This is a genomic window from Streptomyces sp. NPDC014656 (genome assembly GCF_043084305.1).
Taxonomy (GTDB): Bacteria; Actinomycetota; Actinomycetes; order Streptomycetales; family Streptomycetaceae; genus Streptomyces.
Map to the genome: position 1 here is coordinate 70,229 of NZ_JBIBZN010000023.1, position 13,700 is coordinate 83,928.

The 13,700-nt window shown below is 71.6% G+C and carries 12 protein-coding genes and 1 pseudogene; 10 read left to right on the forward strand and 3 right to left on the reverse strand.

Annotated features, from left to right (window positions below; genetic code table 11):
• The first annotated feature begins 48 nt into the window (after positions 1 to 48).
• Genes ACF1ED_RS34815 through ACF1ED_RS34830 form a run of 4 tightly spaced genes read left to right on the forward strand, consistent with a single transcriptional unit; the run spans position 49 to position 3,626 of the window.
• The gene (locus ACF1ED_RS34815; protein ID WP_391767358.1) at positions 49 to 999 is read left to right on the forward strand and encodes an ABC transporter permease; all 951 of its coding nucleotides are present in this window, start codon (positions 49 to 51) and stop codon (positions 997 to 999) included.
• Complete coding sequence (locus ACF1ED_RS34820) at positions 996 to 1,853, forward strand: ABC transporter permease (RefSeq protein WP_391767359.1); 858 nt, start codon at positions 996 to 998, stop codon at positions 1,851 to 1,853. The genes ACF1ED_RS34815 and ACF1ED_RS34820 overlap by 4 nt, the downstream gene beginning before the upstream one ends.
• Positions 1,850 to 2,845 carry an ABC transporter ATP-binding protein gene (locus ACF1ED_RS34825; protein ID WP_391767360.1) on the forward strand — a complete coding sequence of 332 codons (996 nt, stop codon included), beginning with the start codon at positions 1,850 to 1,852 and terminating at the stop codon, positions 2,843 to 2,845. Before ACF1ED_RS34820 ends, ACF1ED_RS34825 begins: the two co-directional genes overlap by 4 nt.
• Positions 2,838 to 3,626, forward strand: coding sequence for an ABC transporter ATP-binding protein (locus ACF1ED_RS34830; protein ID WP_391767361.1), 789 nt, complete (start codon positions 2,838 to 2,840; stop codon positions 3,624 to 3,626). The genes ACF1ED_RS34825 and ACF1ED_RS34830 overlap by 8 nt, the downstream gene beginning before the upstream one ends.
• Before the next feature lie 963 nt (positions 3,627 to 4,589).
• On the opposite strand, the gene ACF1ED_RS34835 is transcribed toward ACF1ED_RS34830, so the two are convergent.
• Positions 4,590 to 6,236 carry an ABC transporter substrate-binding protein gene (locus ACF1ED_RS34835; RefSeq protein WP_391767362.1) on the reverse strand — a complete coding sequence of 549 codons (1,647 nt, stop codon included), beginning with the start codon at positions 6,234 to 6,236 and terminating at the stop codon, positions 4,590 to 4,592.
• A 277-nt stretch (positions 6,237 to 6,513) separates the two neighbouring features.
• On the opposite strand from ACF1ED_RS34835, the gene ACF1ED_RS34840 reads away from it, so the two are divergent.
• Positions 6,514 to 6,975, forward strand: a complete 462-nt coding sequence (locus ACF1ED_RS34840) for a DUF3237 domain-containing protein (protein WP_391767363.1) — start codon at positions 6,514 to 6,516, stop codon at positions 6,973 to 6,975.
• Positions 6,976 to 7,082: 107 nt separating this feature from the next.
• Here the strand turns inward: ACF1ED_RS34840 and ACF1ED_RS34845 are convergent, their stop codons facing one another.
• Positions 7,083 to 7,496, reverse strand: coding sequence for a MarR family winged helix-turn-helix transcriptional regulator (locus ACF1ED_RS34845; RefSeq protein WP_391767364.1), 414 nt, complete (start codon positions 7,494 to 7,496; stop codon positions 7,083 to 7,085).
• A 226-nt stretch (positions 7,497 to 7,722) separates the two neighbouring features.
• On the opposite strand from ACF1ED_RS34845, the gene ACF1ED_RS34850 reads away from it, so the two are divergent.
• From ACF1ED_RS34850 to ACF1ED_RS34870, 5 genes are all read left to right on the forward strand, one after another.
• The gene (locus ACF1ED_RS34850; protein WP_391767365.1) at positions 7,723 to 8,634 is read left to right on the forward strand and encodes an SDR family oxidoreductase; all 912 of its coding nucleotides are present in this window, start codon (positions 7,723 to 7,725) and stop codon (positions 8,632 to 8,634) included.
• A gap of 2 nt (positions 8,635 to 8,636) precedes the next feature.
• Positions 8,637 to 9,524 (forward strand): amidohydrolase family protein, encoded by an 888-nt coding sequence (locus ACF1ED_RS34855; protein ID WP_391767366.1) that lies wholly within the window; start codon positions 8,637 to 8,639, stop codon positions 9,522 to 9,524.
• 11 nt (positions 9,525 to 9,535) lie between these two features.
• Positions 9,536 to 11,083 (forward strand): long-chain fatty acid--CoA ligase, encoded by a 1,548-nt coding sequence (locus ACF1ED_RS34860; RefSeq protein ID WP_391767367.1) that lies wholly within the window; start codon positions 9,536 to 9,538, stop codon positions 11,081 to 11,083.
• 59 nt (positions 11,084 to 11,142) lie between these two features.
• A complete protein-coding gene (locus ACF1ED_RS34865; protein ID WP_391767368.1) occupies positions 11,143 to 11,601 on the forward strand; it encodes a MaoC family dehydratase in 459 nt (152 codons plus the stop codon).
• A gap of 742 nt (positions 11,602 to 12,343) precedes the next feature.
• The gene (locus ACF1ED_RS34870) at positions 12,344 to 12,733 is read left to right on the forward strand and encodes a hypothetical protein (RefSeq protein WP_391767369.1); all 390 of its coding nucleotides are present in this window, start codon (positions 12,344 to 12,346) and stop codon (positions 12,731 to 12,733) included.
• Positions 12,734 to 12,818: 85 nt separating this feature from the next.
• On the opposite strand, the pseudogene ACF1ED_RS34875 reads toward ACF1ED_RS34870, so the two are convergent.
• Positions 12,819 to 13,670, reverse strand: a pseudogene (locus tag ACF1ED_RS34875) (IS3 family transposase); the annotation flags it as partial.
• Positions 13,671 to 13,700 lie beyond the last annotated feature (30 nt).

Genomic DNA, 13,700 nt, shown 5'->3' on the forward strand with positions numbered 1-13,700 from the left:
GGCGCACCCCCCGGCCGTGGAACGGCGCCGTGAAGGGGGCGGCCGGAAATGAGCCTCCGCTTCGTCACCACCCGCCTCGGCATGCTCGTCCTGACCGTACTCGTCTCCAGCGTGGCCATCTACGGCGCGATGTTCCTCACCCCGGGGGACCCCGCCACCCTGCTCGTCGGCGGCAGCCGGAACCCCGACCCCGCCGTGCTGGCGCAGATCCACCGCGAGTACCACTTGGACGACCCGTTCGTCCAGGGCTACTGGCACTGGCTGAGCAACTGCCTGCAAGGGGACTTCGGCAGGTCCCTCGTCTACCGCGACTCCGTCGCCGGCCTCATCGGCGCCCGCGCCGGCGACACCCTCGCCCTCGTCGTCTACGCGGCCGTCCTCGTCCTCGCCGCCGGCACCGTCACCGGCACCGTCGCCGCCCTGCGCGGCGGGCGTACGGAAACCCTGGTGACGACCCTGACGGCGGGCGCGATGGCGGTACCGACCTTCGTCATGGCGGTCCTGCTCATCTGGCTCTTCGCCGTGCGGCTCCCGTGGTTCCCCGTCTACGGCTCCGGCGAGGGCTTCACCGGCACCCTGGCACACCTGACGCTCCCGGCCGCCGCCCTCGCGCTGACCTGGATCGGCTACGTCGCCCAGGTGACCCGGACCGCCGTCCGCGCCGAGATGCGCTCCGAGCACGTGGAGACCGCCCGCAGCCGCGGCGTCCCCGAGCGCACGGTGATCAGGCGGCACGTGCTGCACAACGCCTCCGGCCCCGTCTTCGCCGTCTCCGGCGTCGGCATCGCCGGACTCATCGCCACCGCGGCCGTCGCCGAGCAGGCGTTCGGCACCGGAGGGCTCGGAGCCCTCATGATCGAGGCCGCGTCCAAGCAGGACATGGCCGTCGTACAGGCCGTCTCGCTGATCTTCGTGGTCGTCTTCGTCGTCATCAACACCACCGTCGACCTGGTCAGCGCCGCCCTCGACCCCCGCACCGCGCAGAAGGGGGTCCGATGACCGCCGCCCTGTCCACCCGCACCGCCTCCGCACGGCGGACCGGACGCCCACGCGACCACCTGACGTTCGGCGCGGGATGCGTCGTCGCCCTGTTCGTCCTCCTCGCCGTGCTCGGGCCGCTGCTCGCCCCCCACGACCCGAACGCCGTCGACCCCCTGAACGTCAACGCCGGCCCGTCCGGCGCCCACCTCCTCGGGACGGACGACACCGGACGCGACCTGTTGTCCCGGCTGATCGCCGGCACCCGCGCCAGCCTCGCCGCCCCCGCCGTCGTCATCGCCGTGTCCACCACGCTCGGCACCCTCCTCGCGCTGGCCGCGGCCTGGTTCGGCGGATGGACCGACCGGTTCGTCTCCGGCGCCCTCGACGTCGTCTTCGGTTTCCCGGGGCTCATCATGGCCGTTCTCGTCGCGGCCGTGTTCGGGGCGGGACTCACCGCGCCGGTCGTCGCCCTGTCGATCGCGTACCTCCCCCTGATCACCCGCGTCGTACGCTCGGCCGCGATCAAGGAACGCAACCTGCCGTACGTATCGGCGCTCCAGCTGCTCGGCGCGCCCACCGCCCGCGTCTGGCTGCGGCACCTGCTGCCCAACCTGCTGCCGCTCGTCCTCGTCCAGGCCACCATCGGCTTCGGATACGCCCTGCTCGACGTGGCCGCGATCTCCTTCCTAGGACTCGGCAGCCAACCGCCGGACCCGGAGTGGGGACTGATGGTGTCCAACGGAGCCCCCTCCATCCTCGCCGGCCAGCCGCAGCAGTCGCTGTACGCGGGCCTCGCCATCCTCGTCGTCGTCGTCGCGTTCAACCTGCTGGGGACGGGACTGTCACGACGTCTGCTCGGAGAGAACGCATGAGCACACCGCCCCTGCTCCGGATCGACGCGCTCGGCGTCGACCTGCCCCTCGACGGAGAGCTCCGTACCGTCGTCCACCACGCCGACGTCACCGTCCGCGAAGGCACGGCCGTCGCCCTGGTCGGCGAATCCGGCTCCGGCAAGTCCCTGACCGCCCGCTCCGTCATGGGGCTGCTGCCCGGGAACGCGGAGATCCGCGGGGACGTGCTGTTCGCGGGGGAATCGGTCCCGCGGATGAGGCCCGAGCGCCTGCGCGCCTTCCGCGCGAGCGAGGCGGCCATGGTGTTCCAGGACCCCCGCGCCCACATCAACCCCGCCCGCAGCGTCGGCGACTTCCTGGTCGAAGGTCTGACCACCGTGCGCCGTGTCCCGGCCGCCGAGGCGGTCAGGAAGGTCACGGGAATCCTTCGGGAGGTCGGCATCGCCGATGCCGAACGGCGCATGCGCCAGCGGCCCCACGAACTGTCGGGCGGCCTGCTCCAGCGCGTCATGATCGCCGCCGCGCTGGCCGCCGAACCGCGCCTGCTCCTCGCGGACGAGCCGACCACCGCCCTCGACGTCACCACCCAGGAGGAGGTGATGGCCATCATCGACGAGACCCGCGAAGCCCGTGGACTCGCCATGCTGTTCATCACCCACGACCTGGAACTCGCGGCCGCCGTGTGCGACCGGGTCGTGGTGATGTACGCGGGCACGACCGTGGAAGAACTCCCCGCGGACCGTCTGCGCGGACACGCCGCCCACCCCTACACGCGCGCCCTGCTCGCCTCGCGCCCCCCGCTCTCCGACACCGCCGCGGAACTCCGCTCGATCCCCGGAAGGCCCCTGTCGGGCTTCGAGGCACCCGACGGATGCGCCTTCAGCGAACGGTGTCCCCACGTCCAGGACCCGTGCCGCGACGAACGGCCGGAACCGGTCTCCACCGGCGACGCCACGGCGGCCTGCCACTTCCCCCACCCGCTCTCGCCCGAGGGGACCGGAAACCATGCTTGAGGTACACGGCCTCCGCAAGGAGTTCGGCGACTTCGTCGCCGTGGACGACGTGACGTTCTCGCTCCCGGAGCAGGGGTCCCTGGCGATCGTCGGCGAATCGGGATCGGGCAAGACGACCACCGCCCGCATGATCGCCGGACTCGAAGCGCCCAGTGGCGGACGCGTCGTCGTCGGCGGCGACGAGCGCGGAACCGGCCGCCCCCGGTCACGCGAGCGCCGCGCCCGCGGCCGGCAGATCCAGATGGTGTTCCAGGACCCCTACTCGTCCCTCGACCGGCGCCAGCGCGTCGGCGACGCCGTCGCCGAGGCGGTCGCACTGCACAAGGACCTGCCGGCGGACCGGCTGCGCGCCCGCGTGGCCGAACTGCTCGACATGGTGGGTCTGGACGACCGCCAGGCACGCTCCCTGCCGAAGGCGCTCTCCGGCGGCCAGCGCCAGCGCGTCGCCATCGCCCGCGCCCTGGCCGCCGAACCCCGGCTGCTGATCCTGGACGAGGCCATCGCCGCCCTGGACGTGTCCATCCAGGCACAGATCCTGGCCCTGCTCGTCCGCGTCCGGGCAGACACCGGAACCGCCCTGCTGTTCATCACCCACGACCTCGGCGCCGTCCGCCACATCAGTGACGACGTCCTGGTGATGCGGGCGGGACGAGTCGTCGAACACGGCCCCGTCGCCGCCGTCCTGGGCGATCCGCAGGACTCGTACACCCGTCGGCTGATCGCTTCCCTCCCGAAACCGGGCTGGAAGCCGCGGAGAAGGGCGAGCGGAGTCGTCACCTGACGCTCCGTGCGACACACGACCCACCGACGAAGGCGGCTGCCCCGACGAGGGAACGGGGCAGCCGCCTTCCTCTCGCCTCATCGGCCACGACATCCGCACGTCGGCCGGGCCCTGCCGGACGAAGCGGCTCCTCGCAGACAGCGCAGCCTCCTTTCGCCCGACGCGGCGGGGGAGAAGACCACGGCCGACACGGCACTCGCCGCCCCCGCCGGCCCCGCCGGCCGCCCGACGGCCCCCGGCGGTCCGGCCCCGACCGGCCGCGGGTCGACACGCCTCAGGGCGCTTCCACCCACGGGGACCCCCAGGGGACCGTTTCTCGTCCTGCACGGCGCCGGGGACGCTCTCATCCCGTTCGCCCAGGGCGAGCAACCGGCCACGGCCCTCCGCCGAGTGGGCGCCCGGGCCGGCCTCCGGCCCGCAGATACCGGCGCAGCCCAGGAGAAAGCCGCCAGGGACGGTGACCCACGCGATGTTCCGGAGCGGGAACCAGTGGAAGTCGTGGCTCGGCAGGAGCGCGGAGGGACTTCCCGACACCGCCGGACTGAAGAACCGCAGAACGCAGAACAAGGCAGCACGCCAGGGAGCCGTAGAGCGTCCACAGCGTTCCGCGCCGGGTGAAGTCCTCCCCGAACGGGGTGACCAGGGAGACGGAGGCGGCCACGGCCGCGTTGACCACCAGCAGCCGGCTTCGCGGGCGCCGTGCGGCGCCGCGCTGCCGCGCGTGTGCCGGTTGCCCGGCGACGACTTCCGAGGAGCCGCGCGACGTGGGCTCGAACAAGGACATGGTGCGGCTCCGGAAGACGGGCGCTTACAGGGGGCGGGAGAGGAAAACGGCATGCCCCGCGGTCGGTGAGGACCGCCGGGGCATGCCGTCGAAGACTGGTGGGGCGGGTGATCAGCCGGTCTGTGCCCGGGAGGGGGCCGGCCGGGGGCGTGTGGCCCGGGCTTCGATCGCCGTGGCGATCACTTCTCGGTACCGCCGAGGTGGGCGGCCCACGGCATTCCCATGTACGCGAAGGAGGACGGGGCGCCGCTGACGCGCTTGTTCATGAACATCCGCTCGTGCGTGGAGGCCAGGAACACCATCGGGGTGGTGGGCGTGAACAGGGCCTGTGCCTCGGCGTACGCCTCGGCCGAAGCCGCCGGGTCGGAGGAGGTGCGGGCCCGGTCGAGCAGCCGGGTCACCTCGGGATCGTCGTAGCCCGTCCAGTTGAAGATGCCGCGGGGGGTGACGCTCTCGGCCACGTACGACGCCGGGTCGGGCAGCGTGACGTAGCCGAAGGTGAGGATGAGGTCGAGGTCCCTGCGGGCCGAGGGGTCGTAGAAGAGCGAGGACATCTCGGTGGGCTGGAGCTGCTTGATCTCGATGTCCACGCCGATCTTCTTGGCCGCGGCCTGGACGAACGTCAGCGCCTGCAGTCCGCGCTGGTCACCGGCGGGGATGGCGGCCACCAGCGGACGCGGGAGCGGGCGGGCCTGCGCGACCAGCTTCTTGGCCTTCTCCGCGTCCGGTTCGGGGACGTCGGGCAGTGCCGCGTAGGCCGCGTCGAACCGGGCGGCGGCCTCGTCGCCGCGCCAGGTCAGAGGCGGGACGAGCGACTTCAGAGGGGTGGCGTCACCGCCGAAGACGTTCTTGATCAGGGCGTTCCGGTCGATGACCAGGGACAGGGCGTCCAGGAGCTTGCGGTCGGCTGCGGGCGACTCGGCGTTGGCGGGAACCAGCAGCACGTTCTGGGTCGACGGGCCGAGGAACACCGTGCCGCTGTCCGCCTTGCCCAGTGCGGCGGCGCTGCTGGGCGGCAGTTCGTAGGTGCCGTCCACCTCGCCGGACAGCAGCGCGCTGGTCAGCGTGTTGCTGTTGGTGATGAACTGGAACTCGACCCGCTTGGCCTTCGGCTTCAGCCCGGTGTCCCAGTAGGCGTCGTTGCGTTCCAGGGTGATGCCGTTGCCGGACTTCCAGGAACCCAGCTTGAACGGCCCCGTACACATCAGGCCGCCCTTGGCGGTTCCGTAGGCGGGGCCGGCCTCTTCGGCGTACGCCTTCTGGTTGACCGCGCCGAACGACGTGGACAGTGCCTTGGGCAGTGTCCGGTCGTACTCCTTGGTCCGCAGCGTCACCTGGTGGGGGCCGGTGGCCCTGATCGAGGTCACGGCGGCCAGGTAGTTGCCGTACAGGGCCTGGGTCTTCGGATCCCGCTGCCGCTCCAGGCTGTGGATCACGTCTTCGGGGGCCATGGGCGAGCCGTCCCAGAACTTCACGCCGGGGCGCAGGTCGAGCACCAGGGTGTGCTCGTCGGACCAGGTGACCTTCCGGGCGAGCCCGGGGCTCAGGGAGAAGTCCGCGTTCATCCGGGTCAGGGTGTCGCAGAGGTTGGCCCCGACCGTCTGGGGGGAGTAGTCGCCGACCTTGGCGGGGTCCAGGGTCGTCGGCTCGCCGTAGGGCAGAGCCCAGGTCACGCGGTCCACCTCGGAGGCGCCGGGCGCCGTGGTGGTGGTGAGGTGTCCGGCCCTGGGGAGCGCGCCGTTTCCGGCCGGGGGGCCGCTGCAGGCCGTGGCGGCCAGCAGCCCCACGCCCGTGAGCACCGTCAGCACCGTTTTCTTCGCAGCCATGGCTGATGCTCCTTGCCGAGAGGAGGGAGAAGGAGGGGACGCTCGACATGGGGGGTGTGGGGAACGCCGACGAGCCGTCGTAAACGAACGTCATATAACGTTGTTGCATGTCACGCTTGCATCTGGTGAGCTAAGGCGTCAAGAGCAAGGCGTGACCATCTCGCGGAACAGCCGTCCGCCTGTCGGAATCGACCCGGCGCGGACCCGCGTCCGACCGGCGGCGACGTCCTGCGGCCCCGCGGCGCTCGCCGCCCCCTCGCAGAAGCGGAGAATCACCATGACTTTCAGTCCCGCCCTCGACTTCGCGTTCGAAATCCGTGCCGAGGTGTCCGACACCCTGCACATCGGCAACGGTGACGGAGAGGTCACCGAGTTCACCCCCATCACCGGAGGCCGGGTGGACGGGCCCCGGCTGCGCGGAAAGGTCCTGCCCGGCGGCGGCGACTGGAGCAGTACGCGCGGGAAGGTGTGCGAGCTGGAAGCCCGCTACTTGATCCAGGCGGAGGACGGCGCCGTGATCGACGTCGTCAACCGCGGCTACTACAGCCCCAAGGCCGACGCCCCGGACCAGTTCGACGGAGATCTGCGGGTCTCCGAGGCCGGCCACTACTACCGCACGTCGCCGGTCTTCCGTACGGACGCCGCCGCGCACCGCTGGCTCGCGGAGACGGTCTTCGTCGGACTCGCCCGGCCGGACGGCGACGACGCCGTCGTCATCCGCATGTACGCGCTCGCGTAGCCGTAGCCGTAGCCGTAGCCGTAGCCGTAGCCGTAGCCGTAGCCGTCGCCGCCACGGCCCGCTCGCCGACCGTGCGGGCTCGTGGCGCGGCCCCGCCGCGGCCGGGGCTAGGCCAGCGCGCGCCACGCTCCGATCAGGGCCTCCCGCAGTGCGGCGATCTCCTCGGTGCTCAGGTCGGCGACCATGCGTTCCTCCAGGGCGCGGGCCGGCCCGGCGTACTCGGCGAGCAGTCGCCGTCCCGGGTCGGCGAGCAGGACGAGGCGTTCGCGGCGGTTGCCGGGGTTGGGCTCGCGGCGGATCAGGCCCCGGCCCTCCAGCGTGCGGACCATGTCGGCCATCGACTGGGCGGTGACGAAGGAGTCGCGGGCGAGCTGCGCGGCGGAGATGCCGTCGTGCCGTTCCAGCACCGTCAGGGCGGTGTACTGCAGCGCGGTGATCCCGGCGGGCTTGAGCAGCTCTTCCAGGCGGGCGCGCACCGCCAGCTCCGTCCTCTTGAGCAGGTAGAGCAGCGAGGTGCTCATGTCCGTCCTCCCGTCGTGTCGGCCCGTGCGGGGCGGCTCGGCCCTTCGCCGCGCCGGGCGCCGCCTGGAGGCGGCCGTCCCACCCTAGGCCATTGACAGGAATCCTGTCGGTTACCCAGACTGGCGTTCATCAGGATTCCTGTCGATCCCGGCTCGCGCCGGCCCTTCGGCATCCCCCTTCCCCTCCTTTTCCACTCCTTCTCCACTCCTCACGAGAGGCCCCCTCATGGATCTTCACGGCAAGGTCGCCGTCGTCACCGGCAGCGGACGCGGCCTCGGACTGGCCTACGCCCAGGCCCTCGCCGCGGCCGGCGCCGCCGTCGTCGTCAACGACGTCGACCGGGCCGTCGTCGACGCCGCCGTCGCCGCCATCACGGCCGAGGGGGGCCGGGCGACCGGCGTCGTCGCGGCGGTGGGCGACAGCGCGGCCGCGCAGGAGCTGGTCGACACGGCGGTGGAGGAGTTCGGCCGCCTGGACGTCCTCGTCACCAACGCCGGCATCCTGCGCGACCGCGTGCTGTGGAAGATGACCGACGACGACTTCGACGACGTGGTCCGCGTCCACCTGCGCGGCACCTTCACCTGCGCCCGCGCGGCGGCCGTCCGCATGCGCGAGCAGGGCACCGGCGGCCGGCTCGTCCTCATCTCCTCGCCCGCAGGGCAGCGCGGCAACTTCGGGCAGACCAACTACGCCGCCGCCAAGGCCGGCGTCGTCGCCATGGCCCGCACCTGGGCCATGGAACTGGGCCGCGCCGGCATCACCGTCAACGCCGTCGTCCCCGTCGCCGCCACCGAGATGACCAAGACCGTCCCGGCGTTCGCCCCGGTCATCGAGGAGTCCGAGCGCACCGGCAAGCCGCTGCCGGACTGGCTGCGCAAGGACGAGGGGCTCGGCACCGTCGAGGACGTCGCCGCCCTGATCGCCTTCCTCGCCTCGGACGACTCCGCCGGCGTGACCGGACAGGCCATCGGCATCGGCGGTGACCGACTGGCCCTGTGGGCCCACCCCAAGGAGAAGGCGGTCGCCTTCGCCGACGGCGGCTGGAGCGCCGACGCCATCGCCGCCGAGTGGCCGGGCGGCGTCGGAGCCGAGCCCGAGACCTACGGCATCCCCGCGCCCCAGGCCCCGGAGGCGTAGACATGGCCGACCTCGCGCTCGACCTCGACCGGCTCACCGCCATCGACGTGCACACGCACGCGGAGGTCTCCAAGGACGGCCACGGGGCGCTGAGCCCGGAGCTGTTCGGGGCCTCCGAGAAGTACTTCAAGGCCCACGGCCACCGGCAGCCGACCATCGAGGAGATGGCCGGCCACTACCGGGAGCGCCGCATGGCGGCGGTGGTCTTCACCGTCGACGCCGAGCACGCCACCGGCCATCCGCGGATCTCCAACGAGGAGATCGCCGAGAGCTGCGCCGCCCACGCCGACGCGCTCATCCCCTTCGCGAGCATCGACCCGCACAAGGGGCGCGCGGGCGTGCGCGAGGCGCGGCGGCTGGTGGGGGAGTACGGCGTCCGCGGCTTCAAGTTCCATCCCAGCATCCAGGCGTTCGCCCCGAACGACCCGCTCGCCTACCCCCTGTACGAGGCCATCCAGGAACTCGGCGTGCCCGCGCTCTTCCACACCGGCCAGACCGGCATCGGCGCCGGTGTCCCGGGCGGCGGCGGCATCCGGCTGAAGTACTCGAACCCGATGCTGGTCGACGACGTCGCCGTCGACTTCCCCGAGCTGCGGATCATCCTCGCCCACCCGTCCTTCCCCTGGCAGGACGAGGCCCTGGCGGTGGCCACCCACAAGCCGCACGTCTACATCGACCTGTCCGGCTGGTCCCCGAAGTACTTCCCGCCGCAACTCGTCCGCTACGCCAACACCCTCCTCAAGGACAAGGTCCTCTTCGGCTCCGACTACCCCGTCATCACCCCCGACCGGTGGCTCGCCGACTTCGAGAAGCTCGACATCAAGCCCGAGGTCCGGCCGAAGATCCTCAAGGAGAACGCCGCCCGCCTGCTCGGCCTCCTCACCGACTGAAGGAACCGCTCATGTTGAACCAAGGCATCGGCTCCTGGCCCGCGCGCCGCACCCGCAAGACGCCCGACCGGATCGCCGTCGTCCACGAGAACCGCACCTGGACCTACCGGGACCTGCACCACCGCGTCCTGCGCCTCGCCCACGCCCTGCGCGCACTCGGCGTGGCGCGGGGCGACCGGATCGCGTACCTCGGCCCCAACCACCCGGCGTTCCTGGAGACCCTGTTCGCCGCCGGGACACTGGGAGCGGTCTTCGTCCCGCTCAACACCCGTCTCGCCGCTCCGGAACTGGCCTACAACCTGACCGACTCGGGCACCACCGTCCTCGTCCACGCGCCCGAGCGGGCCGGGGCGGCCCGTGCCGCGGCCGCCGAGGCGGGCGTACCGCACCGGATCGCCCTCGCCGGCCCCGACCGGGACGGAACCCTCGGCTACGAGAAGCTCCTCGCCGCAGCCGGGACCGATCCGCTGGACGAGGCCGTGGCACCCGAGGACCCGTGCATGATCATGTACACCTCCGGAACCACGGGCCGCCCCAAGGGCGCCGTCCTCTCCCACGCCAACATCACCTGGAACAGCGTCAACGTCCTCGTCGACACCGACCTGTCCGGCGACGAGGTCACCCTCGTCGCCGCCCCGCTCTTCCACACCGCCGGCCTCAACATGACCTGCCTGCCGACCCTCCTCAAGGGCGGCCGGGTGGTCCTCCTCGGCGCCTTCGACGCCGAACGCGTCCTGGAACTGATCGAGGACCTGCGCGTCACCTACGTGTTCGGCGTCCCCACCATGTACGACGCCATCGCCGCCCGGCCCCGCTGGGCGACCGCCGACCTGTCCAGCCTGCGCACCCTCAACTGCGGCGGAGCCCCCGTGCCCGCCCGCACCATCACCACGTACCTCGACCGCGGCCTCGCCTTCAGCCAGGGCTACGGCATGACCGAGGCGTCCCCCGGCATCCTCTTCCTGGACCGGGAGCAGACCTCGGCCAAGGCCGGCTCCGCCGGAGTGCCGCACTTCTTCACCGACACCCGCGTCGTACTGCCGGACGGCAGCGAGGCCGGGCCGGGCGAGCGGGGCGAGATCCTGGTCCAGGGCCGGCACGTCATGACCGGCTACTGGAACCGGCCCGAGGACACCGAGGCGGCCTTCACGGACGGCCGCTGGCTGCGCACCGGCGACATCGCGCGCATCGACGACGAGGGCTTCGCCTACATCGTCGACCGGGCCAAGGACATGTTCGTCTCGGGCGGCGAGAACGTCTACCCGGCCGAGGTAGAGGACGTACTCCTCACCCACCCCGCCGTCGCCGAATGCGCCGTCATCGGCGTGCCCGACCCGGTCTGGGGCGAGGTGGGCCGTGCCGTCGTCGTCCTGCGCCCCGGCACCCACGCCGACCAGGACGACATCCTCGGCCACCTGGCCGGCCGGCTCGCCAAGTACAAGATCCCCAGGTCCCTCGTCGTGACGGAAGCCCTGCCCCGCACCGCCTCCGGGAAGATCATCAAGCACGCCGTGCGCGACGCCCACGCCCCCGCTCCCGCCGAGCACCCCCACCCGTGACGGACCGGGAGCGACACGCTCCCGGGAGCACCCCCGCCCTGCCACCGAAAGGTTCTTCCATGTCCACCACCGCCCACGGTCTCGACGCACTCAAGTCCCTCAGCGGAGCCGACCTCGGCCACACGCGCTGGCTCGACATCACCCAGGACCGGGTGAACACCTTCGCCGACGCCACCGACGACCACCAGTGGATCCACACCGACCCGGAGAAGGCCAAGGACGGCCCGTTCGGCGGCCCCATCGCCCACGGCTACCTCACCCTCTCCCTCATCATCCCGCTCTTCGGAGAACTGCTCACCATCACCGGCACCAAGATGAGCGTCAACTACGGCCTGGACAAGGTCCGTTTCCCCAGCCCCGTCCCCGTCGGCGCGAAGATCCGCCTCCACGGCACCGTCGGCACCGTGGAGGAGGTCAAGGGCAACGGCGTACAGATGCCCCTGACGTTCACCGTCGAGGTCGACGGCACCGACAAGCCGGCCTGCGTCGCCCAGGCCGTCTACCGCCACTACGCCTGACCGACCCCGTGCCGCGAGGTGCCGACACCCGCCGCAAGCGGTGGCGGACGCAGACGGTTCACCAGGAGCCGCACCACCGGCCGCCGGTCCCCGCCCCGCCCCGACCACCTCTCTCCCGTTCAAGCCGGGGAACATCATGAGCCGACGGGGCATCAGCTTCGTCGCTCAAGAAGGAGCCGAAGAGAGCCGAAGGGGGCCGAAGAAAGCCAAAGGGGGCCGATCATGGCGCCAACACCCTCCGAGGCGAATGCTCCGCAGGTGGCGGAGCAGGCGACGAGGATCCGGACGGTGTGGGAAGAGGTTTCCTCAGCGCACCGGGGTCGGCCCTCCAAAGAGGTGGAGGAAGCCCTCGGGCAGGCAGCCGACTGGTGGGGTGTGCCGATCGATGATGCTTTCCCCGCGAAAGCAGCTCTCCGGATCCACGCGGGTTCCTGGGAGTAGCCCGCCCTGGGAGTAGCCCACCCTGGGAGTAGCCCACCCTCAACCGGCACCCCCTCGCCGTCGAGTACGCCCAGACAGGCGACTCCCACCGCCCGGCGCTCACCCGCGGTCTGTTCCTGGCCGCGGCGGATTGTCAGTGGCCCCGTGCATGCTCACCGAGAAAGAGATCGGCATCAGCCACCCCCGTTGCCGGGCCATGAGTAGCAGTACTCATGCGCAGGTGCCCGTCCAGGGGCAGGGTGGCTGTGTTGTGACAGGCGTTCAGGGGAGGTAGTGCGTGATGCGTACGAGGAATGTGTCTGTGGCGGCGTTGCTGGCTGCCGGAGCGATGGCTGTGGGGGGCGTCACGCCGGCAGCAGCGGCTGGTGGTCTGCTTCCGCATCCCGGCCCGGATGGCCTGGTGTGGGTGGAAGACATGGTCGGGGACGGGGGTGTGGCTTCGGGCGGAGCGTGGGACCGTCTGCCGACGGTGCTGACGGTGGCGTGTGAGGGAGGCGGCGCCGCGCACGTGACGATGGACTCGCAGGGGTACCGGGTGGCCGACTTCACCGTGGACTGTCCCACCGGTACCCCGGGCACAGGTTCGGTGACCCTGGACCCGGGCGTAGTGCGCACAGGGTCCTTCACCATCGGTGTCGACGCATCCGACGACACCGTCCGCTGGGCCCTGACGGTCACCCAGCCCGAATAGCCCACTCCTCCCTCCCCTGGCCGGCTGCCCGCGAAGCGAGCTCAATGGATCCTGAAGGCGAAGCCGTAAGGGCCTCAGGCCGGGGGAGCGCGGCGGTGATGGTCTGCGAGGTGCGCATGTGGTCTGCGATCGACCAGCCGACCACCCTCCTCGAGCAGATGTCGATCACCGTGGCAAGGTAGAGCCAGGTCGCGCCGACGGCTATGTAGGTGATGTCGCCGCACCACCTGGTGTTCAGTCCGGCGGCGGTGAAGTCGCGCATCACCAGGTCCGGCGCGGGCGGCGCGGTCCTGTCCGCGATCGTCGTCCGTTTCTTCCTCCGCAGGTGCCGGCCGAGAGGTGATTGACCCGCATCAGCCTGGTCACGCGCTTGCGGCTGATCCGCCGTCCCCTCGCCCGCAGCTCAGCATGGACGCGCGGGGCACCGTAGGCGCCGCCGTGCCCGGCGTGAATGGCACGGATCTCGCTCACGATCCGGTTCTCCTCGGCCCGGCGCTCGGCGCGGGCCTGCTCGGTGGCCGGGGGCCGGTAGTAGCCGGCGCGGGATACCCCGAGCACCTGGCAGATCCGCTTGACGCCGAAGTCGGCGCGGTTGTCGGAGACGAAGGCCCAGCGGCGGGATCTCACTTCCCCTCCCGGGCGAAATGCGCAGCTGCCCGGCGCAAGGTCTCGCGCTCCAGCCTCCACTCCTGCTCGGCCTTGAGCAGCCTGGCGTTCTCCGCCCGCAGGCGGGCGAGCTCCTCCGCCGCGCTGGCACTGCCGTTGCGGCCGGCAGGCGCGGCCTGGGCTTCGTCCTTGCGCACCCACGTCCGCAGCGACTCCGCGGCGATACCGAGATCCGCGGCCGCCACCGGTGCGTCCGCTTCCCGGCCGCGGCAAGGCAGAGCGCGACCGCGTCCTTCCTGAACTCCTCCGGACACGGAGACCTGCGTCCCACCTGGACGTCCTTCCCTGGACCATCAAGATC